General features: G+C 66.1%; 28 protein-coding genes and 3 tRNA genes. 21 read left to right on the top strand and 10 right to left on the bottom strand.

Annotated features, from left to right (window positions below; genetic code table 11):
- Positions 1-22: 22 nt before the first annotated feature.
- Positions 23-694 carry a spermidine synthase gene (locus ACGGKE_RS02995; protein WP_394439898.1) on the bottom strand — a complete coding sequence of 224 codons (672 nt, stop codon included), beginning with the start codon at positions 692-694 and terminating at the stop codon, positions 23-25.
- Positions 695-862: 168 nt separating this feature from the next.
- On the opposite strand from ACGGKE_RS02995, the gene ACGGKE_RS03000 reads away from it, so the two are divergent.
- Positions 863-1,321, top strand: coding sequence for a hypothetical protein (locus tag ACGGKE_RS03000; protein ID WP_228166791.1), 459 nt, complete (start codon positions 863-865; stop codon positions 1,319-1,321).
- A 488-nt stretch (positions 1,322-1,809) separates the two neighbouring features.
- Here ACGGKE_RS03000 and ACGGKE_RS03005 read toward each other — a convergent pair.
- Positions 1,810-1,886: transfer RNA gene (locus ACGGKE_RS03005), tRNA-Pro, on the bottom strand.
- A 106-nt stretch (positions 1,887-1,992) separates the two neighbouring features.
- Positions 1,993-2,292, bottom strand: coding sequence for a JAB domain-containing protein (locus ACGGKE_RS03010; RefSeq protein ID WP_394439900.1), 300 nt, complete (start codon positions 2,290-2,292; stop codon positions 1,993-1,995).
- A 160-nt stretch (positions 2,293-2,452) separates the two neighbouring features.
- On the opposite strand from ACGGKE_RS03010, the gene thyA reads away from it, so the two are divergent.
- From thyA to ACGGKE_RS03030, 4 genes are all read left to right on the top strand, one after another.
- Positions 2,453-3,400, top strand: a complete 948-nt coding sequence (thyA, locus tag ACGGKE_RS03015; RefSeq protein ID WP_394439902.1) for a thymidylate synthase — start codon at positions 2,453-2,455, stop codon at positions 3,398-3,400.
- 121 nt (positions 3,401-3,521) lie between these two features.
- Positions 3,522-4,817: a 3-methyl-2-oxobutanoate dehydrogenase (2-methylpropanoyl-transferring) subunit alpha gene (locus ACGGKE_RS03020; RefSeq protein ID WP_394439904.1), complete on the top strand. Its 1,296-nt coding sequence runs from the start codon at positions 3,522-3,524 to the stop codon at positions 4,815-4,817.
- Positions 4,818-4,982: 165 nt separating this feature from the next.
- On the top strand, positions 4,983-5,987 hold the full coding sequence (locus ACGGKE_RS03025) for an alpha-ketoacid dehydrogenase subunit beta (RefSeq protein WP_394441705.1): 1,005 nt from the start codon (positions 4,983-4,985) through the stop codon (positions 5,985-5,987).
- Positions 5,988-5,991: 4 nt separating this feature from the next.
- A complete protein-coding gene (locus ACGGKE_RS03030; protein WP_394439906.1) occupies positions 5,992-7,281 on the top strand; it encodes a dihydrolipoamide acetyltransferase family protein in 1,290 nt (429 codons plus the stop codon).
- 75 nt (positions 7,282-7,356) lie between these two features.
- On the opposite strand, the gene ACGGKE_RS03035 is transcribed toward ACGGKE_RS03030, so the two are convergent.
- Positions 7,357-7,839 carry a hypothetical protein gene (locus ACGGKE_RS03035; RefSeq protein ID WP_394439908.1) on the bottom strand — a complete coding sequence of 161 codons (483 nt, stop codon included), beginning with the start codon at positions 7,837-7,839 and terminating at the stop codon, positions 7,357-7,359.
- Positions 7,840-7,998: 159 nt separating this feature from the next.
- Between ACGGKE_RS03035 and ACGGKE_RS03040 the strand changes: the two genes are divergently transcribed.
- The 3 genes from ACGGKE_RS03040 (at position 7,999) to ACGGKE_RS03050 (ending at position 9,434) form a co-directional block, all read left to right on the top strand.
- Positions 7,999-9,153 carry an AI-2E family transporter gene (locus tag ACGGKE_RS03040; protein ID WP_394439910.1) on the top strand — a complete coding sequence of 385 codons (1,155 nt, stop codon included), beginning with the start codon at positions 7,999-8,001 and terminating at the stop codon, positions 9,151-9,153.
- Positions 9,154-9,194: 41 nt separating this feature from the next.
- Positions 9,195-9,271 (top strand) — tRNA-Asp (locus tag ACGGKE_RS03045).
- Between the two features lie 86 nt (positions 9,272-9,357).
- Positions 9,358-9,434, top strand: a tRNA-Asp gene (locus ACGGKE_RS03050).
- Positions 9,435-9,459: 25 nt separating this feature from the next.
- On the opposite strand, the gene ACGGKE_RS03055 is transcribed toward ACGGKE_RS03050, so the two are convergent.
- The 4 genes from ACGGKE_RS03055 to ACGGKE_RS03070 form a co-directional block, all read right to left on the bottom strand.
- Positions 9,460-9,702 carry a DUF2842 domain-containing protein gene (locus tag ACGGKE_RS03055; protein WP_394439912.1) on the bottom strand — a complete coding sequence of 81 codons (243 nt, stop codon included), beginning with the start codon at positions 9,700-9,702 and terminating at the stop codon, positions 9,460-9,462.
- A complete protein-coding gene (locus ACGGKE_RS03060; protein WP_394439914.1) occupies positions 9,699-10,286 on the bottom strand; it encodes a 5-formyltetrahydrofolate cyclo-ligase in 588 nt (195 codons plus the stop codon). The genes ACGGKE_RS03055 and ACGGKE_RS03060 overlap by 4 nt, the downstream gene beginning before the upstream one ends.
- A gap of 196 nt (positions 10,287-10,482) precedes the next feature.
- Positions 10,483-10,818 (bottom strand): cell division protein ZapA, encoded by a 336-nt coding sequence (locus tag ACGGKE_RS03065; RefSeq protein WP_394439916.1) that lies wholly within the window; start codon positions 10,816-10,818, stop codon positions 10,483-10,485.
- Positions 10,811-11,002 carry a hypothetical protein gene (locus ACGGKE_RS03070; RefSeq protein WP_317516237.1) on the bottom strand — a complete coding sequence of 64 codons (192 nt, stop codon included), beginning with the start codon at positions 11,000-11,002 and terminating at the stop codon, positions 10,811-10,813. Before ACGGKE_RS03070 ends, ACGGKE_RS03065 begins: the two co-directional genes overlap by 8 nt.
- 180 nt (positions 11,003-11,182) lie before the next feature.
- Between ACGGKE_RS03070 and tkt the strand changes: the two genes are divergently transcribed.
- The 3 genes from tkt to ACGGKE_RS03085 all read left to right on the top strand — a co-directional run bounded on the left by tkt (position 11,183) and on the right by ACGGKE_RS03085 (position 15,560).
- The gene (tkt, locus tag ACGGKE_RS03075; RefSeq protein WP_394439919.1) at positions 11,183-13,153 is read left to right on the top strand and encodes a transketolase; all 1,971 of its coding nucleotides are present in this window, start codon (positions 11,183-11,185) and stop codon (positions 13,151-13,153) included.
- A gap of 29 nt (positions 13,154-13,182) precedes the next feature.
- Positions 13,183-14,193 (top strand): type I glyceraldehyde-3-phosphate dehydrogenase, encoded by a 1,011-nt coding sequence (gene gap / locus ACGGKE_RS03080; protein ID WP_394439921.1) that lies wholly within the window; start codon positions 13,183-13,185, stop codon positions 14,191-14,193.
- Positions 14,194-14,357: 164 nt separating this feature from the next.
- A complete protein-coding gene (locus ACGGKE_RS03085; RefSeq protein WP_394439923.1) occupies positions 14,358-15,560 on the top strand; it encodes a phosphoglycerate kinase in 1,203 nt (400 codons plus the stop codon).
- Positions 15,561-15,573: 13 nt separating this feature from the next.
- Here ACGGKE_RS03085 and ACGGKE_RS03090 read toward each other — a convergent pair whose 3' ends face one another.
- Positions 15,574-16,773 carry an MFS transporter gene (locus tag ACGGKE_RS03090; RefSeq protein WP_394439925.1) on the bottom strand — a complete coding sequence of 400 codons (1,200 nt, stop codon included), beginning with the start codon at positions 16,771-16,773 and terminating at the stop codon, positions 15,574-15,576.
- A gap of 312 nt (positions 16,774-17,085) precedes the next feature.
- Here ACGGKE_RS03090 and ACGGKE_RS03095 point away from each other — a divergent pair, with 312 nt between their 5' ends.
- Together ACGGKE_RS03095 and ACGGKE_RS03100 are read left to right on the top strand one after the other, a co-directional pair.
- Positions 17,086-17,991 (top strand): fructose bisphosphate aldolase, encoded by a 906-nt coding sequence (locus ACGGKE_RS03095; protein ID WP_394441709.1) that lies wholly within the window; start codon positions 17,086-17,088, stop codon positions 17,989-17,991.
- 100 nt (positions 17,992-18,091) lie between these two features.
- Positions 18,092-18,541, top strand: a complete 450-nt coding sequence (locus ACGGKE_RS03100) for a hypothetical protein (RefSeq protein WP_394439927.1) — start codon at positions 18,092-18,094, stop codon at positions 18,539-18,541.
- A 30-nt stretch (positions 18,542-18,571) separates the two neighbouring features.
- Here the strand turns inward: ACGGKE_RS03100 and ACGGKE_RS03105 are convergent, their stop codons facing one another.
- Positions 18,572-19,699, bottom strand: a complete 1,128-nt coding sequence (locus ACGGKE_RS03105) for a P1 family peptidase (RefSeq protein WP_394439929.1) — start codon at positions 19,697-19,699, stop codon at positions 18,572-18,574.
- Between the two features lie 99 nt (positions 19,700-19,798).
- On the opposite strand from ACGGKE_RS03105, the gene thiE reads away from it, so the two are divergent.
- The 8 genes from thiE (at position 19,799) to ACGGKE_RS03145 (ending at position 25,237) form a co-directional block, all read left to right on the top strand.
- Entirely contained in the window at positions 19,799-20,509 is a 711-nt protein-coding gene (thiE, locus tag ACGGKE_RS03110; RefSeq protein ID WP_394439931.1) for a thiamine phosphate synthase, read from the top strand.
- Between the two features lie 108 nt (positions 20,510-20,617).
- On the top strand, positions 20,618-21,709 hold the full coding sequence (locus ACGGKE_RS03115; RefSeq protein ID WP_394439933.1) for a L,D-transpeptidase: 1,092 nt from the start codon (positions 20,618-20,620) through the stop codon (positions 21,707-21,709).
- Positions 21,706-22,284 (top strand): M23 family metallopeptidase, encoded by a 579-nt coding sequence (locus tag ACGGKE_RS03120; protein ID WP_394439935.1) that lies wholly within the window; start codon positions 21,706-21,708, stop codon positions 22,282-22,284. Before ACGGKE_RS03115 ends, ACGGKE_RS03120 begins: the two co-directional genes overlap by 4 nt.
- A gap of 135 nt (positions 22,285-22,419) precedes the next feature.
- Positions 22,420-22,983: an elongation factor P gene (gene efp / locus ACGGKE_RS03125; RefSeq protein ID WP_228166819.1), complete on the top strand. Its 564-nt coding sequence runs from the start codon at positions 22,420-22,422 to the stop codon at positions 22,981-22,983.
- Positions 22,983-23,336 carry a hypothetical protein gene (locus ACGGKE_RS03130; protein WP_394439937.1) on the top strand — a complete coding sequence of 118 codons (354 nt, stop codon included), beginning with the start codon at positions 22,983-22,985 and terminating at the stop codon, positions 23,334-23,336. Before efp ends, ACGGKE_RS03130 begins: the two co-directional genes overlap by 1 nt.
- A 37-nt stretch (positions 23,337-23,373) precedes the next feature.
- A complete protein-coding gene (locus tag ACGGKE_RS03135; RefSeq protein ID WP_394439939.1) occupies positions 23,374-24,189 on the top strand; it encodes an inositol monophosphatase family protein in 816 nt (271 codons plus the stop codon).
- Positions 24,190-24,317: 128 nt separating this feature from the next.
- The gene (locus tag ACGGKE_RS03140; protein WP_394439941.1) at positions 24,318-24,692 is read left to right on the top strand and encodes an NADH-quinone oxidoreductase subunit A; all 375 of its coding nucleotides are present in this window, start codon (positions 24,318-24,320) and stop codon (positions 24,690-24,692) included.
- Between the two features lie 26 nt (positions 24,693-24,718).
- Positions 24,719-25,237: an NADH-quinone oxidoreductase subunit B family protein gene (locus ACGGKE_RS03145; protein WP_024020175.1), complete on the top strand. Its 519-nt coding sequence runs from the start codon at positions 24,719-24,721 to the stop codon at positions 25,235-25,237.
- Position 25,238 lies beyond the last annotated feature (1 nt).

Here is a 25,238-nt window from a genome sequence, read left to right on the forward strand (position 1 = left end):
CGCATCCTGCAATGCAGCATGTTCAGCCTTTTTGTGCAAACCAGATGACGTGGCGGGGCCCCTTGCCGTTGTCGCGGGCGCGCACGGCGACCTCCTCGACCGAGGAGCCGGCGCTGCGCAGGCGGCGCGTGAAGGCGTCGTCGGACCCGGCGGACCAGACAGCGAGGATGCCGCCGGGCTTGAGCGCCGCGCGGGCGGCGTCGAGCCCCTTGCGATCGTAGAGCCGGTCATTGGCCGCGGCGGTAAGGCCGTCAGGACCATTGTCGACGTCGAGCAGGATCGCGTCGTAACTGCCGCGGCCCGCGGCGATGACATCGACAACATCGTCGATGACCAGCCGCACGCGGGGATCGTCCAGGCATCCTGCCGCCAGATCCGCCATCGGCCCGCGCGCCCAGGCGATGATTTCGGGCACCAGCTCGGCCACCGTGACGGTGGCGTCGTGCGCGAGCGCGCCCAGGGCGGCGCGCAGCGTGAAGCCCATGCCGTAGCCACCGATCAGCAGATGCGGCGCCTTGCGTCCGCGCAGCCGATCGATCGTCATCAGCGCCAGCTGCTTTTCCGAGCCGCTCATGCGGCTGCTCATCAACTCGTTGCGATCAAGCACGATCATGTAATCGCCGCCGCGGCGGTAGAGCTTCAACTCCTGCCCGCCCGGCACGGCGGCGGAGCCAAGATATTCACGCGGCGTCATGTTCATTCCCTAGCATCGTCTGATCAGCCAGAGCGCATGGCAGCTTGGCTTCCGTCGCGCAAATGCTACAGGCGGTCGCGTGGGGCGGCCGCCGATTGGCCGACCCGTGCGGCGGATGCTATCGGCCCGCCACTTCCTTGCGACTCTCCACAGGCAGCCTCTTTCTTCATGCGCTATTTCCTCGACACCGAATTCAACGGCTTTGGCGGCACGCTGATCAGCGTGGCCCTGGTGCCTGAGCATGGCGACCAGGAATGCTATGTCTCGCTGCCGCTGCCGGAGGTGATCGAACCGTGGGTGGCGGGGCATGTCATCCCCTATCTGCGCCATGTGCCGCCCGGGATCGACCATGAACTGGACCGGGCGGAAGCCGCCGATCTGGTGGCGGCCTATCTGGCGGGCGATCCCGATCCGGTCATCATTGCGGATTGGCCGGAGGATCTGGCGCATTTCTGCGCCTTGCTGGTGACCGGGCCGGGACGCATGGCGGGAATCGATTTCGGGCTGAAGCTGGAATTGATCAACGCGGCGGGCTTCAGCGCGGCGGCCAACAGCAGGGTGCCTCATAATGCGCTGCACGACGCGCGTGCGCTGCGCGATTTCTACATGGTTGACCGGGTCGGTTGATCGCGGCCCAAGCGGCTGCGTTCGAACCACCAGAGCAACGCGCTGGCGATGAGCCAGGCAAGCGCAAAGGGCCAGGCGGGACCGGGCGTCGGACGTGAGATCGAATCTACTTTGAATGAGGTGTGATCGCCCTCGCCCGCCGGACTGACGAGCGCGGCGAGTCGTCACTATGAACGATGGACGTCGCACCCGATTGACCGCAGCCAGACGTGCCAGACAGCAGATGCGATCGAGCCAGGCGGCAGGCCGGTGAAGTCGGTCACACCGCTGCGGTTCGGGCAGCAGAAGGCGGCGTCTGGATGGCTGAACTCGCCCAGAAGATGGGCTATGACGATGATCGCACGACTCAGAAACACTATGCCCGATTCAGTCCTGAGCACCTTCGCAACGTCGTGAACGGGATCGAAGGAAGCAAATCCAGGTTCAGAATGAAGGCTTAGCCCCTGTCTATAGGGGTGGTAAAAATGACGGAAAACCGTGAGCAAAAATGGTCGGGGAAAGAGGATTCGAACCTCCGGCCCCTGCCTCCCGAAGACAGTGCTCTACCAGGCTGAGCTATTCCCCGACCGATGCCGAAACCGCCGTCGAAAGCGGCCCCGTAAGGCAGGAGTGCGCCTATAGAGAGGGCTTTCCGCACTGGCAAGCGGGCAATGACGCTTTTTTTGCACGTCCTACAGAAGGCCGGCGTCGCGGAAGCTGAAGCGCTGGTCGCGCGCCTCGATCAGGTGGTCGGCAAGGCGCAGGTCCAAGGGCCTGAGGCTGCGGATGATGGCGCGGGTGAGGGCGATGTCGGCGGGCCGGGGCGCGGCGAACGAGTCCGAAGGGCGGCGCTGCATGAGCGCGATCCAGCGGCCTTCGTGCATCAGCAGATCGGGCAGCACTGCGCTCCAGGATTCGCGCACCGGTAGCAGGCGGCGCGGCCGCCACCTATCGTCCAGGATCGTTACGGCAAGGGCGGCGGGTCCCGACATGGGGCGAATGTGCGAACGCGGCGCGCCGCAATGCCAGGGGAAGCGGGTCCGAAACGGCGGGATCGAGCGGGAGAAGGCTCCGTTTCGACGGGAAGATTGGCGCGCCGCACCGGCTGGGCTAGAGCCGGGGCGACCGGACTCACATCTGCAGGACATCGCCTTGACCGACACAGCCGCCTCGCCCGCGCCGCATTATGAGCAGCAATATCTGGACCTGATGCGGCGGATCTGGCGGGATGGCGACGAGCGGATCGACCGCACCGGCGTCGGCACGCGATCGATCCTGGGCGCGACGATGCGATTCTCGCTGGCGGACGATGCCGTGCCGTTGCTGACGACCAAGCGCGTCTATTGGAAGGTGGCGGCGCGCGAGATGCTGTGGTTCCTGACCGGCGACACCAATATCCGCGAGCTGGTGCGGCAGGGCGTGCATATCTGGACCGACTGGCCGCTCGACGCCTATCGCCGGGCAACGGGCGAGGCGATCGGCCGGGATGCCTTCGAAGGGCGGATCATTGCCGACGCGGACTTTGCCGAGCGCTGGGGCGACCTAGGCCCCGTCTATGGCGCGCAGTGGGTGAACTGGCCGGTCTATGAAGCCGTGGGGGATGGTCTCTACCGCAAGGCGGAGAAGGGCCGGAACCAGATTGCCGAACTGGTCGAAGCGATCCGCACGTCGCCGGGGTCGCGCCGGCTGCTCTTCACCGGTTGGAACGTCGCGGACGTGCCGCGCATGGCGCTGCCGCCCTGTCATATGACCTATCAGTTCCAGGTCTCGAACGGGAAGCTCAACGGGCTGCTGTTTCAGCGCAGCTGCGACCTGGGGCTGGGCTTTGCCTTCAACATCTTCGGCCTGTCGATGATCACGCGGATGCTGGCGCAGCAATGCGATCTGGAGCCGGGGGAAGTCGTCTGGCAGGGCGGCGATGTGCATCTGTATCTCAACCATGCCGAGCTGGTGGAGGAGCAGTTGCGCCGGACGCCGGCAGGCGCGCCGAAGCTGCGGATCAATCGGCGCCCTTCATCGATTTTCGACTACAGGATCGAGGATTTCGAGGTGCTCGATTACGCGCCGCAGGCCCATATCGCAGCGCCGGTCGCTGTATGAAGACCGACGGCGAAAGCGACAGATAGAGGGGTAAATTGGGTCAGCAAGGCTTGCCTTCCGGCGCGTTGAAATATAATATCTGCGGTAAGCAATATTATTGCAATGCACCATAGGAGGCAGGATGAGCGATCCCACCGGATCAGCGGGCGGCGAAGGGCAGGCGGGACGCAATCTCCCGCCGCTGCGCCTGCATGTGCCCGAGCCGCCCGCGCGGCCCGGCGAAGCGGCGGATTTCACCCATTTCGACATTCCAGCAGCCGGCGCGCAGCCGCGCCCGGACGAAGCGGCGCAGCCGGGCGACATGCGCGACATGGCCTATGGCCTGGTGCGCGTGCTGGACGAGGAGGGGCGGGCGGTCGGTCCCTGGGACCCGCGGCTGCCGGCCGAAACGCTGTTGAGGATGCTGCGCTACATGGCGCTGACGCGGGCGTTCGACGCGCGCATGTTCCGCGCGCAACGCCAGGGCAAGACCAGTTTCTACATGAAGTCGACCGGCGAGGAAGCAGTGTCGATCGGCGCGGCGCTGGCCCTGTCGCGTGACGACATGTGTTTCCCCAGCTATCGCCAGCAGGGCATACTGATCGCGCGCGACTGGTCCATCGTCGACATGATGAACCAGATCTATTCCAACAAGGGCGACCGGATGAAGGGTCGCCAGTTGCCGATCATGTATTCCGCGCGGGAGGCCGGCTTCTTCTCCATTTCCGGCAATCTGACGACGCAATATCCCCAGGCGGTCGGCTGGGCGATGGCGAGCGCGGCCAAGGGCGACACGCGGATCGCGGCGACCTGGTGCGGCGAAGGATCGACGGCGGAGGGCGATTTCCATTCGGCCTGCACCTTCGCGAGCGTCTACCGCGCACCGGTGATCATGAACGTCGTGAACAATCAGTGGGCTATCAGCAGCTTTTCAGGTTTCGCGGGAGCCGAGGCGACGACATTCGCCGCGCGTGCGGTCGGCTATGGCATCGCCGGCTTGCGGGTCGACGGCAATGACGTGCTGGCGGTCTATGCCGCCACACGCTGGGCGGCCGACCGGGCGCGGGCCAATGCCGGGCCGACGCTGATCGAGCATTTCACCTATCGCGTGGAAGGGCACAGCACGTCGGACGACCCGAGCGCCTACCGGTCCGCCGAGGAAAGCAGCCAATGGCCGCTGGGTGATCCCATCGCGCGGCTGAAGCAGCATTGCATCGCCATCGGCATCTGGGACGAGGAGCGGCACGCGGCGATGGACAAGGAATTGGCCGAAATGGTCCGCGACGCGGCGCGTGAGGCGGAGAAGAACGGCATATTGGGCCATGGCCTCCATCATCCGATGGAATCGATGTTCGAGGATGTGTTCGAGGAGATGCCCTGGCATCTGAAGGAACAGCAGCAGCAGATGCTGGACGAATGGAAGGCGGCCGGGCTGTGAGGGGGGCGGTGCGTACCAACGCCGTCATCCCAGCGAAGGCTGGGATCCCTCTTCTTTTGAAGAGGGCCAACAAGACAAGGATGCCAGCCTGCGGTGGCATGACGCATGGAGAGGATTCGCATCATGGCAGATGATGTGATGGAGGCTGCGGCCGACACGCAGCAGATGAACATGATCCAGGCGATCAACAGCGCGCTGGACGTGATGATGGATCGCGATCCCGACGTGGTCGTGATGGGCGAGGATGTTGGCTATTTCGGCGGCGTGTTCCGAGCCACCGCGGGCCTGCAGCAGAAATATGGCAAGAACCGCGTGTTCGACACGCCGATCACCGAATGCGGGATCATCGGCGTAGCGGTGGGCATGGGCGCCTATGGCCTCAGGCCCGTCCCCGAAATCCAGTTTGCCGACTATATCTATCCCGCGCTCGACCAGCTGGTGAGCGAGGCGGCGCGGTTGCGCTATCGGTCGGCGGGCGAGTTCATATCGCCGATGACGGTCCGTTCCCCCTTTGGCGGCGGCATCTTCGGCGGGCAGACGCACAGCCAGAGCCCGGAGGGCATCTTCACTCATGTGTCCGGCGTCAAGACGGTGATCCCGTCCACTCCTTATGACGCCAAGGGGCTGCTGATCGCGGCCATCGAGGATAATGACCCGGTCATCTTCTTCGAGCCCAAGCGCATCTATAACGGGCCCTTCGACGGCCATTATGACAGCCCGGCGAAAAGCTGGGCGGGCCATGTCCAGGCGCAGGTGCCGACCGGTCATTATCGCATTCCGCTGGGCAAGGCGCGGATCGCGCGGGCGGGCGAGGCGCTCACCATCCTTTGCTATGGCACGATGGTGCATGTGGTGGAAAATACGGTCGCCACGATGGGCATTGATGCCGAGATTGTCGACCTGCGCACGCTGGTGCCGCTCGACATCGCGGCGATCGAGGCGTCGGTCAGGAAGACCGGCCGCTGCCTGATCGTGCATGAAGCGACGCGGACCAGCGGCTTTGGCGCGGAGTTGCTCGCGCAGGTGCAGGAACGCTGCTTCTACCACCTGGAAGCGCCGATCGAGCGCGTCACCGGTTTCGACACGCCTTATCCGCACAGCCTTGAATGGGCCTATTTCCCGGGGCCGGTGCGGATTGGCGAAGCCATTTCCAAGATCATGAAGGATTGAGCGCATGGCTCTCTTTACATTCAAGCTGCCGGACATCGGCGAAGGCATATCGGAAGCCGAGATCGTCGGCTGGCACATCCAGGTCGGGGATCGGGTCGAGGAGGACCAGCCGATCGCCGACATGATGACTGACAAGGCGACGGTCGAGATGGAAAGCCCGGTTGCGGGTGTCGTCGTGCGGCTGGCGGGGGAACCGGGAGACCAGGTGCCGATCGGTTCGATGCTGGTCGAGATCGAGGTCGACGGAGAGGGGGCGGTTGCGCCGTCGCCGGCTGACGAAACGCGCAACGCGCAGGCGCCCGTGGAGCCAGTGATTGCGGAGGCAGCCGCTCCTGACGGCAGCGGTGCTCCTGCGGAAGCAGGCGCCCAGGGCAGCCAGGTTCCGCCTCTGGACCCTGGGCTCCTGCCTTCGCAGCAGGACGAGGTGCTTGGCCAGCCGATCCTCGCATCCCCCGCCGTCCGCGCGCGCGCGAAGGAATTGGGCATCGACCTTGCCCAGGTGAAGCCCGCCGCCGATCGCATCCGCCATGCCGATCTGGACGCCTATCTGCTCTATGGCGCGGGGCAGGGCTATGCGCCGGCCGGCCGATCGGCGAAGCGCGCGGACGAGACGGTCAAGGTCATCGGCATGCGCCGGCGCATCGCCGAGAATATGGCCGCGTCCAAGCGGCACATCCCGCACTTCACCTATGTCGAGGAAATCGACGTGACGGCGCTGGAGGAGCTGCGCGCGCAGCTCAATGCCGGCCGGGGCGAGCGGCCCAAGCTGACCATGTTGCCGCTGCTGATCGTTGCGATCTGCAAGGCGCTGCCCAATTTTCCGATGCTCAATGCGCGCTATGACGACGAGGCGGGCGTGGTGACGCGGCATGGCTCGGTGCATCTGGGGCTTGCGACGCAGACCGATGCGGGGCTGATGGTGCCGGTGGTCCGCGACGCGCAGGACCGCAATATCTGGCAACTGGCAAGCGAGATCCGCAGGCTGGCCGACGCGGCGCGCAGCGGCAAGGCCAAGTCGGAGGAACTGAGCGGATCGACGCTGACGCTGACGTCGCTCGGACCGTTGGGCGGCATGGCGACGACCCCCGTCATCAACCGGCCCGAAGTCGCGATCATCGGGCCCAATCGCGTGATCGAGCGGCCGGTGTTCCGCGGCAAGGAGGTCGTGGCGGCGAAGCTGATGAACCTGTCGGTCAGTTGCGACCATCGCGTGGTCGATGGCTGGGACGCGGCGAGTTTCGTCCAGGCGGTGCGCAAGCTGCTGGAGGCGCCGGCCTTCCTGTTCGTGGACTGACGGGCGGGGCGAGTCGGAAAGGCTGCCACATGTTTCGCAGATCAGGACCAGCGCCGGCCTCAAGCCTCGGATGCGTCAGCGCAGGGTAAGGCGGTAGCTGAGGCGGCCGGACTGGCCGGGCGCCGCCTGGGGCAGCGGCCAGCGTATATGGGTGACGTCCGCCGGCACCGCGCGGCGCACGCCGCCCAGCGGCGTCGGCAACCATAGATCGTCCAGGCGGCCCCAATGCGCGCCGCCGTCGACCGACATCTGCATCATCGGATCGTCGAGGTCGGGCTCCAGCCCGCGCGGGACAGGGCGCGTGATCGCGATGTTGCGCAGCGGCGCGGGACCATCGTTGCGCCAGTCGAGGATGACGATCAACTGGTCGCCCGGCGCAGTGCGATCGGCGCTGGCAAGGATGCGGCGCGCGCGGCCGTTGAGGTCGGTTGCGACGCGCTCGACAAAGGTCTGGCTGAAGAGGCGCAGCGGCGGCTGCGCGGCGGCCGCGGGCGCGGCAAGAGCATAGGCGACCAGCGTTGCCGCGATGGCGCCAAGGCGCATTGATCCTGCGTTCATGCCTTGCCCCCCTTGACCGGCCGAGCCTTCGCCTAGCAGCCGGATGCCAACAAATAGTTAAGCCGCTGTTTTCCCTGAAGGGCGCAAACGGCTTTGCAAATTGACGCGCGGGAACGGGCAGCGCACATCGAACAGGTGGAACAGGGAAGAGAATCAGGCGTGACGGCGGCGGAACAGCAGGAGATTAATCGGCGGCGCGACCGTCTGCTCGCGTCGATCGCGCTATCGACCGGTCTGGGCCTTATCCTCGCGCTGCCCTTCGCCTTGCGCGCGGGGGCGGAATTCTTCCTGCCGCTGACGGCCGCGCTGGTGATCGCGATCGCGCTGGTGCCGCTGCTGGAATGGATGGAGCGGCGCGGCCTGCCTTCGGGCCTTGCCGCGCTGCTGGCGGTGATCGGCTTTCTCGTGGTGGCGAATACCGCGCTTGTGCTGATCATTGTGCCGGCGACCGACTGGTTCAGCGCGCTGCCCCAGCGGCTGCCGCAAATCCAGGCGAACCTGGCGCCGGTGATCGACTTCTACGCCAATTTGCAGCGCTTCGTCGACGAAACCGTGCAGATGCTGGCGACGGGGCCAGTAGCGGCGGCGCAGACCGCGGCGGTGGAAGCGCCGCGATCGCTGCTGCAGTTTGCCGCGACATCCGCGCCGGCTGCGATCATCCAGATGGTGTTCGCGCTGCTCATCATCTATTTCTTCCTCGCGGGCTGGACCCGGCTGCGCCGGCGCACGATCAACAGCCGCGGCAGTTTCGACGGCGCCATGGCTGTGGCGCGGGTGATCCAGAATGTGGTCGATGCGACGTCGGCCTATGTCATCACCATCGCGACGATCAACCTGTGCCTTGGCCTGGCCGTCGCGGTGGCGCTGTGGCTGATCGGCATGCCGTCCCCGCTGATGTGGGGCGGCATCGTCGCGCTGCTCAATTTCGTGCCCTATTTCGGACCGATGTTGGCGGCGGTGCTGCTGGCGCTGGGCGGGTTGATGGTGTTCGACGATGTGTGGGTCGCGCTGTTGCCGGCGGCGTTGCAGGTCGGCTTCCACCTGGTCGAGGCCAATGTCGTCACGCCGATGCTGCTCGGCCGGCGGCTGACGATGAACCCGCTGCTGATTCTGGTGTCGCTGACCTTCTGGGGATGGGTGTGGGGGACGCCTGGCGCGCTGCTGGGCGTGCCGCTGCTCATCATCCTGCAGACGGTGATCGCGGCCGCTGGAACGCCCGATATTGCCGGTTTCCTGTTCGAGCAGGGCACGCTGACGGTATCGCGGCCGAAAGAAAATGCAGATAAAGATGAAACTGATGTTGCGGACGGTTGACAGTATCTGCGGACCCGCATAGACGGCCGCCCACACCGAACGCGGGTGTAGCTCAGTTGGTTAGAGCGCCGGCCTGTCACGCCGGAGGTCGCGGGTTCGAGCCCCGTCACTCGCGCCACTTTTCCGACACGGGAAAGCGGAAAAAGGTTTTCCAGATCAGCATCGTCTGGTGACCGCGAAGGTCACGATCAGATGCCGCCCTGCGCGGGTGTAGCTCAGTTGGTTAGAGCGCCGGCCTGTCACGCCGGAGGTCGCGGGTTCGAGCCCCGTCACTCGCGCCATTCCCGCGGCTGCCGCCGGGGAATTTCAATATCTTCGCCACAGCCCTGTTTCCATCCACCGCATCAATTGCTTGAGCGGGAGGAGCCAGATCCAGACGATGCCGAGCACGACATAGACCGGCACCTGCGCCCAGACCGGCAGGCTGCCGATCCAGCCGGACAGGCTGCCCACCAGCACGGCCCACAAGGCGATAAGCGCGACGATCGCCAGCATGCCGACGGGCTTGCGCCAGCTGGGCTGATGATAATGGCGCGGGTCGATGGTCATTGGTCCAGCGCCTCGATCAGTTCGACTTCGGTCATCACCATATGCAGGGGCAAGTCCCAGGGGTCGGCGGGGACCATGTCGATTTCCTGCGCCGACCAGGCGAGGCCGATGCGCAGCGCGTCGGGGAACCGGGCGAAGGCGCGGTCATAATAGCCGCCGCCCTGGCCCAACCGGTTCATAGCGCGATCGAAGGCGATCAGCGGCGCGACAATGACGTCGGGCGTCACGGCGCCGCCGGCCGGTTCGGGGTGGCTGGTGCCATAGAGGCCGGGAAACAGCTGGTCATCGGCATTCCAGGCGAGAAATTCCATGCTGCCCAGCCGATCGATTACGCGCGGAAGGGCGACGATCTTGCCCATGGCCTGCAATGGCGGCGCCAGCCGCTGCGCGGGCGCTTCGTCATCCAGCCCCATATAGAGAGCGACAACGCCGGCATCGGCGATGCGGCGGGCGAGCGGAGAGGGGACGGCCTTGAACGCCAGGCGATGAGCGAGAGGATCGAGCGTGGCGACGAAGTTGCGACGCCGCTGACGGGCGATAGCGCGCAGGCTGACCTTGTCGGCGGCTGGGCTGTCGTCGCTCATGACTGCGTTCTCGCTTGCGAAGGGGGTGACGGGACCGCCTCGGTCGTTTGCTGGAAAATCCTCTGACGCCTCAACGTCAGGTGGGGGCCATGTAGATCGGGCCGGAGCCCGCCCAGGGACAGCCCCCTAGGATGTCTTTATCGCCTCAGGGATGTTCGCAAAAGCTCGTGCCGCGCAGTGCCCGTCGCCATGCAATCTAGGCGGCCGCGGCCGCTGCGGCAAGGGTCTGGCGCAGCTTTTCGATCCGAGCCGCCAGCGCTTCGACGCTTTGCGCCGCCCGCTCATCGTCCGCCTCCAGGCTCAGCCTTTCCTGACGTCCGGCCTCTGCCTTGCGCAGGTCGGTCAGTTCGTCGGCCAGGAACAGGGCGGCGAACAGGAGCGTGCGCACTTCGGTCAGGCCGGGCGTGTTCTGCTGCGCCGCGCGCGCCTTTTCCTCGATCAGACGCGCGAGCTGGACGAGGTGCGGCTCGTCCCCGTCGCGCACGCCGATATCATAGTGCCGGCCGGCGATCTGCAGCGTGATTTCAGCCATCGGTCCGGCCCTTGAGTTCGTCGATCAGATCGTCGAGCGAGCGCAGCGCCGCGCGGGCGGCGGGCACGTCGATCGACGGGGAGGGGGAGGCGGCGGCCGAAACATAATGGGCCACATCCTGTTCGAGCCGGTCGACCGCACGCTCCAGCGTGCCGATCGCCTGCATCATGCGCTCGCTTGCCATGGAGTCGTCATAGCCAAAGACCCGGCGCGGCAAAAGCCCGCCATGGCGCGGACCGGCGCGGCTTTGCCCCCGGCCATGGTTGACGCATAGGGCTTGACGCGACAAAGGAAGCGCCAACTCGACTCGCCCGCATGCGCGCGGGCCCATAGCGCATCAGCCCAGGAAAGACGCCCGCCCGCCATGACCGTTTCCGAAAAGTCGCTCGCCAACGCCATCCGTGCGCTGTCCATGGACGCCGTTGAAGCCGCGAACAGCGGGCATCCGGGCATGCCCATGGGCATGGCGGACGTCGCGACGGTGCTGTTCAGCGACTATATGAAATTCGATCCGACGCTGCCCAGCTGGGCCGACCGGGATCGCTTCGTCCTGTCGGCGGGCCATGGATCGATGCTGATCTATAGCCTGCTGCACCTGACCGGCTATGCCCGCCCGACGATCGAGGACATTGCCAGCTTCCGCCAGCTGCACAGCCCGTGCGCTGGCCATCCGGAGAATTTCGAGCTGGCGGGTGTCGAGGCGACCACCGGGCCGCTCGGATCGGGCCTCGCCACCGCGGTCGGCATGGCGATCGCGGAGCGGCACCTCAATGCCCAGTTCGGCGACGATCTGGTCGATCACCGCACCTGGGTGATCGCGGGCGACGGCTGCCTGATGGAAGGGATCAACCATGAGGCGATCGGCCTTGCCGGGCACCTGAACCTGGGCCGGCTGATCGTGCTGTGGGACGACAACAAGATCACCATCGACGGCGCGGTCGACCTGTCGAGCAGCGAGGACGTGCTGGCGCGCTACGCGGCCACGGGCTGGCATGTGGTTTCGTGCGATGGCCATGACGTCGCCGACGTGCGCCGCGCGCTGGCCGAAGCGGTGGACGATCCGCGCCCGTCGATCGTCGGCTGCGCGACCAAGATCGGCTATGGCGCGCCGAACAAGGCCGGCACGTCGGGCGTGCACGGCTCCGCGCTTGGTGCGAGCGAAGTTGCTGCCGCGCGCGACTATCTGGGCTGGGCCGACGCCCCCTTCGTCATTCCCGCCGACATTGCCGACGCCTGGAAGGCGATCGGCGCCAAGGGCCGGGACGTCCGCGCCGCCTGGGAAGAGCGGCTGGCAAGCCACGCGCACGGCGCGGAATTTTCCCGTCGCATGGCCGGGAGGCTGCCGGACGACTTCTCGCTTGATACCTTTATTGACAGCCTGATCGCCAATCCGCAAAAGGTCGCCACGCGCAAGGCGAGCGAGTTGGCGCTGGGCGCGATCAACGACCTGCTGCCCGAAACGCTGGGCGGATCGGCGGACCTGACCGGCTCCAACAACACCAAGACCAAGTCGACAGGGCCGCTGACCCGCGATGATTACGCAGGTCGCTACGTCTATTACGGCATTCGCGAGTTCGGCATGGCCTGCGCGATGAACGGCATGGCGCTGCATGGCGGGGTGATCCCCTATGGCGGCACCTTCCTGGTCTTTTCCGACTATATGCGCGCGGGCATCCGCCTGGCCGCGCTGCAGCAGCAGCGCGTCATCCATGTGCTGACGCATGACAGCATCGGTCTGGGCGAGGATGGCCCGACCCACCAGCCGATCGAGCATGTGATGTCGCTGCGCATGATCCCCAACCTGGACGTCTATCGCCCGGCCGACATCGTCGAAACGGCGGAATGCTGGGAACTGGCGCTCAAGGATGCCGGCGGTCCGTCGGTGCTGGCGCTCACCCGCCAGAACCTGCCGCAGCTGCGCACGCAGAAGGCGAGCGAGAATCTGTCGGCCAAGGGCGGCTATCGCCTGGTCGCCGCGACCGTCGAGCGCAAGGTCGTGCTGATCGCGACCGGATCGGAAGTCGAGATCGCCGTCGCCACCGCCAAGGCGCTGGAGGAGCAGGGCATCGGCGCGGACGTCATCTCCATGCCGAGCTGGGCGCATTTCGAGGCGCAGCCGCAAGCCTATAAGGATGATCTTCTGCCCCATCATGTGCTGCGCGCGTCGATCGAGGCAGGAACCACCTTCGGCTGGGAACGCTATACCGGCATTGCGGGCCTGCGCTTCGGCATCGACAGCTTCGGCGCCTCGGCGCCGGCGCCTGCACTCTACGACTATTTCGGCCTGACCGCCGCCAAGATCGCTCCGCAGATCGTTGCGGCCCTCAATTCCTAACCGTCAACAACATCCAGGAGGCTAGTGCAGTGGCAACGAAGGTAGCAATTAACGGTTTCGGACGTATCGGCCGCCTGGTGGCGCGCGCCATCCTGTCGCGCACCGACCATGACCTGGAACTGGTCAGCATCAACGATCTGGGCGATGCCAAGGCCAATGCCCTGCTGTTCAAGCGCGATTCCGTACACGGCAACTGGGCCGGCGACGTGAGCGTCGATGGCGATTTCCTGGTCATCGACGGCAAGAAGATCAAGGTGACGGCCGAGCGCGACCCCGCCAACCTGCCGCATGCGGAACTGGGCGTCGAAATCGCGCTGGAATGCACGGGGATCTTCACCAGCAAGGACAAGGCCAGCGCGCATCTGACCGCCGGCGCCAAGCGCGTCGTCATTTCCGCGCCCGGCACCAATGTCGACAAGACGATCGTGTTCGGCGTCAACCATGACCAGCTGTCGGCCGACGACATCGTGATCTCCAACGCCAGCTGCACTACCAACTGCCTGGCGCCGCTGGCCAAGGTCCTGAACGACGCCATCGGCATCGACAAGGGCTTCATGACCACGATCCACAGCTACACCAACGACCAGAATACGCTGGACCAGATCCACAAGGACATGCGCCGCGCCCGCGCCGCCGCCCTGTCGATGATCCCGACCACCACCGGCGCGGCCCGCGCGGTCGGCGAAGTGCTGCCCGAGCTGAAGGGCAAGCTGGACGGATCGTCGGTGCGTGTGCCGACTCCGAACGTGTCGGTCGTGGACCTGAAGTTCATCGCCAAGCGCGAGACGAGCAAGGACGAGGTCAACCAGCTGCTCAAGGCCGCGTCGCAAGACGGCCCGCTCAAGGGCGTGCTGGGCTATTCCGACGAGCCGCTGGTGTCGATCGACTATAATGGCGATCCGCGCAGCTCCACCGTCGACAGCCTGGAAACCGCGGTGATCGACGGATCGCTGGTCCGGGTGCTCAGCTGGTACGACAATGAATGGGGCTTTTCCAACCGCATGATCGACACCACCGGTGTCATGGCGAAGTTCCTGTAATCCAAGCGAGACCAAGAACAGGCCGTTCGTCCTGAGGCGCCACTGCGCATGTCGAAGTGGCGTATCGAAAGGCTGAACTTGCAGGATACCCTTCGATCCGGGTGTTCGACAAGCTCAGCCCCTATCCCGGGCGAACGGTCGAGCGCGTTGACAGGGGAACAAGCATGACCAAGCCCTTTAAGACCCTCGACGACATGGGGGACATTGCCGGCAAGCGGGTGCTGGTGCGCGAAGATCTGAACGTACCGATGCAGGACGGCGCGGTGACCGACGACACGCGCCTGCGCGCGGCCATGCCGACGGTGCTGGAATTGGCCGATCGCGGCGCCAAGGTGCTGATCCTGGCGCATTTCGGCCGCCCCAAGGGCCAGAAGAACCCCGAATATTCGCTCAGCAAGATCACGCGCCCGCTGACGCAGGTGCTGGGGCGCGAGGTGCAGTTCATTCCCGACTGCCAGGGCGAAGCGGCGACCGACGGCATCAAGGTGATGCGCAACGGCGACATCGCCATTCTGGAAAACACGCGTTTCCATGGCGGGGAAGAGAGCAACGATCCGGCGCTGGTCGAGGCGATCGCCGCGATCGGCGACCTGTATGTCAACGACGCCTTTTCCGCCGCACACCGCGCCCATGCCTCGACCGAGGGGCTGGCGCACAAGCTGCCGGCCTATGCCGGGCGGTCGATGGAGAAGGAGCTGGATGCGCTGCAGGCGGCGCTCGGTGAGCCGGTGACGCCGGTTGCGGCGGTCGTGGGCGGCGCGAAGGTGTCGACCAAGCTGGACGTGCTCAACAACCTCGTCGCCAAGGTCGATCATTTGATCATCGGTGGCGGCATGGCCAACACCTTCCTCTATGCCCGCGGCGTGGATGTCGGCAAGTCGCTGTGCGAAAAGGAGCTGAGCGACACGGTCGACACGATCTTCGACCGAGCGGAAGCGGCCGGCTGCACCATTCACCTGCCCTATGACGTAGTGGTGGCCAAGGAATTCGCGGCCAATCCGCCGTCGGTGCGCACCTGCAACGTGCATGAGGTCGCCGAGGACGAAATGATCCTGGACGTCGGCCCGGCCGCGGTCGAGGCGCTGGGCGACGCGCTCAAAAATTGCCGCACGCTGGTGTGGAACGGCCCGCTCGGCGCGTTCGAGATCGCGCCTTTCGATACGGCGACGGTCGCGCTGGCCAAGACGGCGGCGGCGCTGACCAAGGAAGGGCAGCTGACATCGGTCGCCGGCGGCGGCGATACCGTCGCGGCGCTCAACCATGCCGGCGTGGCGAGCGAATTCAGCTTCGTGTCGACGGCGGGCGGCGCTTTCCTGGAGTGGATGGAAGGCAAGGACCTGCCAGGCGTCAAGGCGCTGATGGGCTGACCGGGCAGGGGCGTCAGCGCGGTGCGCTGGCGCCTCGGTCGAACAGCAGGAAGCCCAGCGTCGCAACGCCACCGATCGCAGCCCCGGCGATCGCGCTGGCCGACCAGCCGCCGGCTTCGTAGGTGGCGGACCCGATCACGGATCCCAACGCGCCGACCACGAACATGACGGTCATATAGGCGGCGTTGATCCGTCCGCGCGCATCCGGATCGATCGAGAAGATCAGTTTCTGCCCGGTGATCTGGCTCAGCTGCACCGCGGCGTCGATCAGCACCGCCATGATGGTGAAGCCGATGAGGCTGCCGGCGGCGACGGTCCAGTCGGCCAGCAGGAACCCGACCGAAAGGCCCGCGAGTCCCGCGAGCGAGGTCGGCCGTGTCAGGCGTCGGTCGGCCAGCCAGCCCGCCACCGGCGCGACCAGCGCGCCGCCGGCGCCGGCCAGCGCGAAGGCGCCGACGCCCGCATGGCCAAGGTGGAATTGCCGGATCAGCGCCAGGGGCGCCGCGGTCCAGAACAGGTTGAAGGCGGCGAACATCAGCGACTGGTAGAAGGCGCGCATCCGCACGACGCGGTGCTGGCGCAACTGCGCGAAGGTCGAGGCGAGCGCCTCGCCATAGCGCATGCCCCCGCGCGGGCGGCGCTGCGGGCAGGCAAGCAGCAGCACGATGCCGATCAGCGCCATGGCGGCCGCCGACACCAGGAAGGTGGAGCGCCAGCCGAACGAGCCTGCGAGGAAATTGGCGACCGGGCGAGCGAGCATGATGCCGAAGAGCAGGCCGCTCATCACCGTGCCGACCACGCGCCCCTGCTTTTCGGGCGCGGCCAGATGCGAGGCGAGGGGGACGAGCACCTGCGCGCCGGTCGCGCCGACGCCGGTCAGGATCGAGGCGACCAGGAAGCTGGTCGGGCCCTGCGACGCGGCGATGGCGAGGCAGCCGATCACCGTCACCAGGATGGAGCCCAGCACGATACGCCGGTTTTCGAACAGGTCGGCCACCGGCACGATGAGGAAGAGCCCGAGGCCGTAGCCGAGTTGCGTCAGCGTCGTGATCAGCCCCGCGACACTGGCCGACATGCCGATTTCCGGCCCGATGACGTCGATCAGCGTTTGCGCATAATAGAGATTGGCGACGATCACCCCGCACGCCGCTGCCATCAGCAGGATGATCGGACGGCTCAGGTCGGAGCGGGCGGGAAGTGTCGCGGTGGTCATGCGGGCCTAATGGGTTCTCAACCGCAACCTTTCAACCAGCGCGGAGGTAAATAATTGTGCGCTGCAACGGCGCAAGCGCCGGTGTCCTTCGCTGTTTGCTCTTCCTCAAGAGGTTGTCCAGTCCCCAAGGGACCACATCTGTGACGGAAAGCCTGCCGACGCCGATCATTCTTGCGGTGCGGCAGGGGCGTCGCTAACAGCCTGAAGCAGCGGGCGATGCCCCGCGCCATGTCGGTGCCGCGGCCCATGCCGTCGCCCGATCGGATTTTTGCGCTGCCGCAGCGGCGGCGCCATGAGAGAAGGTATGTGCAGATGCTGGATCAGGATATGAAGCAGAAGATCGCCGAGGGTAACGGCTTCATCGCCGCGCTCGACCAGAGCGGCGGTTCAACGCCCAAGGCGCTCAAGGGCTATGGCATCGAGGAAGGCGCCTGGTCGAACGACGAGGAGATGTTCGGCCTGATCCACGCGATGCGCAGCCGCATCATCACCGCGCCGGCCTTCAGTGGAGAGAAGGTGCTGGGCGCGATTCTGTTCGAACGCACCATGGACGGCACCGTCGATGGCAAGCCCACCCCGACCGCGCTGATCGAGCGCGGCGTCGTTCCCTTCATCAAGATCGACAAGGGCCTGGAGGACGAGGCGAACGGCGTCCAGATGATGAAGCCGATGCCCGAACTCGACGCCCTGCTCGCTCGCGCCAAGGGGCTGGGCGTGTTCGGCACCAAGGAGCGATCGGTCATCAACCTCGCCAATCGCGAAGGCATCGCCGCCGTGGTCGCACAGCAGTTCGACATCGGCCGCCAGGTGCTCGCCGGTGGACTGATGCCGATCATCGAGCCCGAAGTGAACATCAAGTCCACCGAGCGCGCCGAGGCCGATCAGATCCTGCTGGAGGAAATCCTCGAGAATCTGGACGCGCTGCCCGAGGGCGAGCAGGTGATGCTGAAGCTGTCGCTGCCGGCCACGCCGGGCCTGTTTGACCCGCTGGTGGATCATCCCAAGGTGCTGCGGGTCGTCGCCCTGTCCGGCGGCTTCAGCCGCACCGAGGCTTGCGCCGAACTGGCGAAGAACCGCGGCATCATCGCCAGCTTCAGCCGCGCGCTGCTGAACGACCTGCGCCATCAGATGAGCGATGCGGAGTTCAACGAAGCGCTGGGCGAAGCGATCGACGAAATCCACGCCGCCTCCACCGCCAAGCAGCCGGTCGCGGCCTGACCTGATGAGGAACGGCGCCGAGCAGGGACGTGATCCCGCCGGCGCCGCCTTCTCCTATCATCGCGCGGTCGCGCCGATGCTCTGGGTCCTGTTGGCTCTCATGATCATCGAAGCCATGGTGGTCCACCTGCTGGTCGCGTTGTGGCACCCATGGGCTGCGCTGATCCTTTCGATGCTGACCCTGGCGCTCGTCGGCTGGTTCAGTCTCTTCATTCGCTCGCTGCGCCGCCATCCGGTGCGGGTGGATGCCGAGGGCCTGACCTGGCCCATTGGGTCTTTGCGCAGCCTGACAGTTCCGTGGCGGCAAGTCGCCGGATTGCGCGTGGACTGGACGCTGAAGGAGCTTCGGGCGGCCGGAGTGTTCAATGGCGCGCTGGTCGCCCATCCCAACATCGTCGTCGCGCTCGATCCGCCTGTCCAAGCCGGGCGAGGGTCGATCCCTTCCCTGGCGCATCGGCTGGATGAGCCCTCCGCCTTTGCGGCCCTATTTTCCACCTGGACAGAGGCTATGCGCAGCGGCTTATCGACTTCGCCCGAAGCGAACGACTAAGGTCCAAACAGTCGTTTGCGGTTTTGAGCGTCACCGCGCTTTCTTCAGCATCGGCAGCACCGTGTCGAGCGGCAGAGCGTCCGCGGTGCCGCGGTGGCCCTCGACGGTGTGCGCCTTGAACAGGGCGTTGAGCACGGCTTCCTCGGTCGCTTCGATGGTCGCCTGGAACAGGGGCGAGATGCGGTCGTTGGGCAGGTCCTGAACGCTCGCCACATCCTTGCGCCTGTCGGCGGTCCGCCGCACCGCCTGCGCCGTCGAGAAGGCGAGGGCATAGTCGCCCGACCCGTTGGAGAAGCTGGAGCCGGTGCGCGCGATGCCGGCGAAGGCGCGCTCGGCGACGCGGCGCAGATTGCGGTCGGACAGCGGCGCATCGGTAGCGATGACGATGACCACCGAGCCATCGGCTTTCCTGTCCTCGACCTGCTGGCGATAGTCGTAGCGGCCAAGCTGCACGCCCACCGGCACCCCCGCGACCGTCAGCACGCCGCCATAATTGGCCTGGACGAGGACGCCCAGGGTCCAGCCCCCCAGCGCCGCGGGCAGCTTGCGCGAAGCCGTGCCGATCCCGGCCTTGAAGCCGAAGGCGACCGTGCCGGCGCCCGCGCCGACCGCCCCTTCCGCGACGGGGCCGCCCCTGGCGCTGTCGATCGCGCGGCGTGCGTCGGCGATGGTCACATGGCGCCCGCGGATGTCGTTCAGCAGGCCGTCATTGGTTTCGCCGACGACGGCGTTTACCGAGCGGACATCCTCATTGCCCGGCTGGGCGAGCGTCCAGTCGACGGCGGCGGCGCCGGCTTCGGCGACATTGAGCGTGTTGGTGAGCAGGATCGGCGTTTCGACCTCCCCCAGTTCGACGATCTGGGTCGATCCCATGAACTTGCCGAACGCATTATAGGCGACGAAGCCGGCCGGCACCTTGTCCTGGAAGAGATTGCCGCCATGCGGCAGGATCGCGGTGACGCCGGTATTGACGGCGCGGCTGCGCGGCAGCGTGACCTGGCCGACCGTCACGCCAGCGACATCGGTGATCGCGTTGAGGGGGCCGGGCTGCAGGATGCCGACCGTCACGCCCGCCTCCCGCGCGCGAGGCCGCGCGTCGCCCTGCGCCAGCAGCGGGTCGGCGGACAGCAGGAGCAGCAAGGCGAAGGCGCGGCGCATAATTTATCCCTCTCATGACCTGCGCCGGCTGTACCAGCGGCGCGCCGGCGCGGCCATAGCTGGCCTTGGCGCGCGCGGCGGAGCGGCTATAAGGCGGCCATGACCGATTTCACAGACGAAGAACTGGCGCTCGACCCACAGTTCGCCGCCCAGTTCGAACCGGGCTTTCGCCCCGCGTGCCAGCTCTACCTCATTTCCCCTCCCGCCATCGAAGCGGCGTTCGTCGAGCAGCTCGCCGCCGCGTTCGACGGCGGCAGCGTGGCGGCGTTCCAGCTGCGGCTGAAGGGCGTTGACGAGGACGCGATCGCGCGCGCGGCGGAGCCGCTGCAACGGCTGTGCGCCGACCGCGACGTCGCTTTCATCATCAATGACAGCGCCGCGCTGGCGCAGCGGCTCGGCGCGGACGGCGTGCATCTGGGGCAGGGCGATGGCGACCCGAAAGCGGCGCGCAAGCTGCTGGGCCCCAAGGTCCAGATCGGCGTCACCTGCCATGACAGCCGTCATCTGGCGATGGAAGCGGGCGAGGCGGGGGCGGATTATGTCGCCTTCGGCGCCTTCTATCCGACCACGACCAAGGACACGGCGCATCGCCCGGACCCGTCGATCCTGGGATGGTGGACGACGCTGTTCGAACTGCCCTGCGTAGCCATCGGCGGGATCACGGCGGACAATGCCGCGCCTTTGGTGGCGGCGGGCGCGGACTTCCTGGCGGTGAGCGGCGCGGTGTGGAACCATGCCGACGGGCCGCGCGCTGGCGTGGCGGCGTTCGCGGACGCCCTGGCGAGCAATCCGCCGCCGCCGCGCGCCTGAACGGAAGGACAAGGGATTGATGTGATCCGTAGCGGTTACGCCCATCAGGGCCGCGCATCCCTTTGGCCGTCCGGACGTTGTCCCTCCACCGAAACGGAGAGATACGCCTTGAAAAACCATCTGTTGCTTGCCGCCCTGCTGTGCAGCGCCTGCAATGTGAGCGTCACCGACGCCAATGAGAGCCAGCCGGCAGGCAACGCAGCGCAGCCCGGCAATGACGTCGCGGCTCAGGCGGCAGCGAAAAAGGCCGCCTATGATTTCGAGGTGGTGCAGGAGCAGAATCCGCAGCAGCCCAACCGCATCCTGATGGCGCAGGTCGCGCTCGACCGCTGGGGATTCTCGCCCGGCGTGCTCGATGGCAAGGACGGCATGAGCTACAAGGCGGCGCTGCGCGGCTTCCAGCAGGCGCATGACCTGCCGGTCACGGGTCAGTTCGACCAGAAGACCGCCAACATGCTGCTGGAGGGGGAGGCGCGTCCGACCACCTATCTGGTGAAAATACCGGCGGATTTTGCGCGCGGCCCCTTCTTCACTATCCCCAAGGGCCTGAATGAGCAGGCCAGCCTGCCCGCGCTCACCTATCGCAACCTGATGGAAAAGCTGGCGGAACGGTTCCACACCACGCCGGAGGCGCTGGTGGCGCTCAATTCGCCCACGACGAAGGTCGGCGCGGGCGCCACCATCCGCGTGCCGGCGATCGACAATCAGCCGGTCGCGCAGATCGAGGGCGACGAACGCGGCTGGGGCGAAACGCTCGCGAGCCTGGGCGTCGCAAAGGAACAGCCGCAGGCCGACCATATCGTGGTCGACAAGTCCGAGGGTCTGCTGAAAGTCTATAATGCGCAGAACCGGATGATCGCCCAGTTTCCGGTAACGACCGGGTCGCAGCATGATCCGCTGCCGATCGGCGAATGGACGATCAAGGGCGTCAGCCGCAATCCCGACTTCCACTATAATCCCGACCTGTTCTGGGACGCGTCGTCCAACGATGAGAAGGCCGTGCTGAAGCCGGGGCCCAACGGCCCGGTGGGCGTGGTGTGGATCGACCTGTCCAAGGATCATTACGGCATCCACGGCACGCCCGAGCCGCAGACCATCGGCCGGGCCGAAAGCCATGGCTGCATCCGCCTCACCAACTGGGATGCGGCGCGGCTGGCGCAGATGGTGAAGAGCGGGGTCAAGGCGAAGTTCCAGGCATGAACCGCCGGGCGTGGGGCGGGGGCGTAGCCGCGCTGCTGCTCTGCGCCGCCTTTGCTCATTACTGCGTGCGGATCGTGCCGGCCGATGCGCCGCCGCGCGCGTCCGCGCCGCCCGAGCCGCGCGCCCACCCTCGGATCGCGACTGGCGCGCTGCTCATCCCGGTCCAGGGCATTCCGCCATCCGCATTGGTCGACACCTTCACGCAGGCGCGCGCCGGCGGAGCGCGGCCGCACGATGCGATCGACATCATGGCGGCGCGTGGACGCGCCGTGCTGGCCGCCGCCGATGGTCGAGTGGAAAAGCTGTTCTGGAGCGAGGAGGGCGGACGCACCCTCTATCAGCGGTCGGCGGACGGACGTCTCGTCTATTATTACGCGCATCTCGACAGCTATGCACCGGGCCTGAGCGAGGGCCAGGCGCTGCGGCGCGGGCAGACGATCGCGGCGGTCGGCAGCACTGGCAATGCCGATGACGCCGCACCGCATCTGCATTTCGCCGTGCACGTCATGCGGCCGGGCGAGCCATGGTATGGCGGGCGGCCGATCAACCCCTATCCACTGCTCGTCCGCCCATGAGTGGCGGCCGATCGCGCGGCTACGCGTGGTTCGTGCCGTCCCCCTTGCTCTCGGCCCGATCCGCGGGTAAAGGCGCGCGCAGCCTCCAGCGAGGCCGGCTCTTTATCCATCCAGACATATAGGCAGGCTCTTCCCATGAAGATCAGCGGCGTCGAGATTCGTCCCGGCAACAACATCGAATATGACGGCAGCCTGTGGCGCGCCGTGAAGATCCAGCATACCCAGCCCGGCAAGGGTGGCGCCTATATGCAGGTGGAACTGAAGAACCTGATCGACGGCCGCAAGAATAATGTCCGTTTCCGGTCGGCCGAAACCGTCGAGCGCATTCGCCTCGACACCAAGGATTTCCAGTATCTCTATGCTGAAGGCGACATGCTCGTCTTCATGGACACCGAGACCTATGAGCAGATCAATCTGCCGCAGGATCTGGTCGGCGACGCCGCCGCCTTCCTGCAGGACGGCATGATGGTCATGCTGGAAATGTATGAGGAGCGCCCGATCAGCGTCCAGCTGCCCGAAACGGTCGAAGCGACCGTGGTCGAGGCGGATGCGGTGGTGAAGGGCCAGACGGCCTCCGCCAGCTACAAGCCCGCGATCCTGGACAATGGCGTGCGCGTCATGGTGCCGCCGCATATCGTCACCGGCACGCGCATCGTCGTTGATGTCTATGAACGCGAATATGTGAAGCGGGCCGACTGATGCGGGCGGGGCGCGGGATGCTGCTGGCGGGCGCGCTGGCGATGGGCCTGTTTCCGGCCGCGCTTCATGCGCAGGCCGGACCGTCCAAGGCGCAGCTCGCCAATGCGGCGTTCGTCCTTCGCGTCATCAGCAGCGCGCTCCAGTCCGATGAGGTCGAGCAGCCTGTGAAGAACAAGCTGTTCGAATGCCTCTACAGCAACTCGGTGTCGCAGATCAGCGGCGCCGTGGACAAGGTGATCGCCGCCAATCCGGGCAAGGTGGATCGCAAGGATGCCTCGCAGATGCTGGCGGTGATCGCCGGCGCCTGTGGCTATCGCCCCGCCGCCGCGCCCAAGTCCGCCCCGAAGAAGTAACCCAGCATGCCGCCGGCACGGGCGGCGGAGATTCATCATGGTATCGCATTCCGGCCTTCTCACCGTCATGGAGCGCGCGGCGCGCAAGGCGGGTTCGAAACTGCGTCGCGACTTCGGCGAGGTCGAGCATCTGCAGGTCAGCCGCAAGGGCCCGGCCGACTTCGTGTCCAAGGCGGACCAGCAGGCCGAACGCACGCTGGTCGAGGAATTGCAGAAGGCCCGGCCGGACTGGGGCTTCCTGCTCGAGGAAGGCGGGGAGATCGCGGGCGATCCGACCAAGCCGCGCTGGATCATCGATCCGCTCGACGGCACGACCAACTTCCTGCACGGCATTCCGCATTTCGCCATCTCGATCGCGGTCGAGGAGCCGCTCTATGGCGGCAACAAGCGCGAGGTGACGACGGGGCTGATCTATCAGCCGGTCACGGACGAAAGCTATTGGGCGGAAAAGAGCCGGGGGGCCTGGCGTCATGACCAGCGACTGCGCGTGTCGGCGCGGCGCGACATGGCCGATTGCGTGATCGCGACGGGCATCCCCTTCATGGGTCATGGCGACATGGCGCAATGGACGCGCATCTTCGGCGCGGTCGCGCCCTCTGTCGCTGGCATCCGCCGGTTCGGCGCGGCGGCGCTCGACCTCGCCCATGTCGCTTCGGGCCGTTATGACGGCTATTGGGAAAGCGGGCTTCAGCCCTGGGACGTCGCTGCCGGCATGTTGCTGGTGCGTGAGGCCGGGGGCTTCGTCAGCGATTTTCGCGGCGGCGAACAGATGATCGAACGCCGGGAAGTGATCGCGGGCAACGACGCCATCCACAGCAAGCTGCATAAGCTGGTTGCCGGGGCGCTGCGCTAAAGTCCAAGCAGGCCAAGCGCTTCAATGACTTGGCCATTTTGCGATTCATTCTCATGCCCTTGGCCCCTTGCTTCGCATATGCAGCGGGCCTAAAGCGCGCCCATAACCTTTTCGCCCAGGGGAATCCGTTGGTCGATCTTGCCCAATATCTGCCGATCCTGATCTTTCTCGGGATTGCCTTGCTGCTTTCCGGCACCTTCGTGTTCCTGCCGATGCTGGTCGGCCGCCTGACCGGCGTGCATCAGCCTGACCCGGCCAAGCTCAGCGAATATGAATGCGGCTTCCCCGCGTTCGAGGAGCCGCGCAGCCAGTTCGACGTGCGCTTCTATCTGGTCGCCATTCTCTTCATCATCTTCGATCTTGAAGCGGCGTTCCTCTTTCCCTGGGCGGTCAGCCTGGACCAGATCGGCTGGGCCGGCTGGGCGACGATGATGATCTTCATAGCGGAGCTGGTGCTCGGCCTCGTCTATGCGTGGAAGAAGGGAGCACTCGATTGGGAGTAGAACTTGAGCGGCCCATCCCCGGCACCATGCCGCCGGTGGGGACCCAGCCCGACCAGGACTTCTTCAACGCGCTGAGCAGCGAAGTCAGCGACAAGGGTTTCCTTGTCACCTCGACCGAGGAGCTGTTCCAGTGGGCCCGCACCGGCTCGCTGTGGTGGATGACTTTCGGCCTTGCCTGCTGCGCGGTCGAGATGATCCACGTCAACATGCCGCGCTACGACATGGAGCGCTTTGGCGCCGCGCCGCGCGCGTCCCCGCGCCAGTCGGACGTGATGATCGTCGCCGGCACGCTGTGCAACAAGATGGCTCCGGCGCTCCGCAAGGTCTATGATCAGATGTCCAACCCGAAATATGTGATTTCGATGGGCAGCTGCGCCAATGGCGGTGGCTATTATCACTACAGCTATTCGGTGGTGCGCGGGTGCGATCGCATCGTGCCGGTGGACATCTATGTCCCCGGTTGCCCGCCGACCGCCGAAGCGCTGCTTTACGGCATCATGCAGCTGCAGCGGAAAATCCGCCGCATCGGGACGATCGAGCGTTAAT

The organism is Sphingobium naphthae (genome assembly GCF_043589935.1).
GTDB classification, from domain to species: Bacteria; Pseudomonadota; Alphaproteobacteria; order Sphingomonadales; family Sphingomonadaceae; genus Sphingobium; species Sphingobium naphthae_A.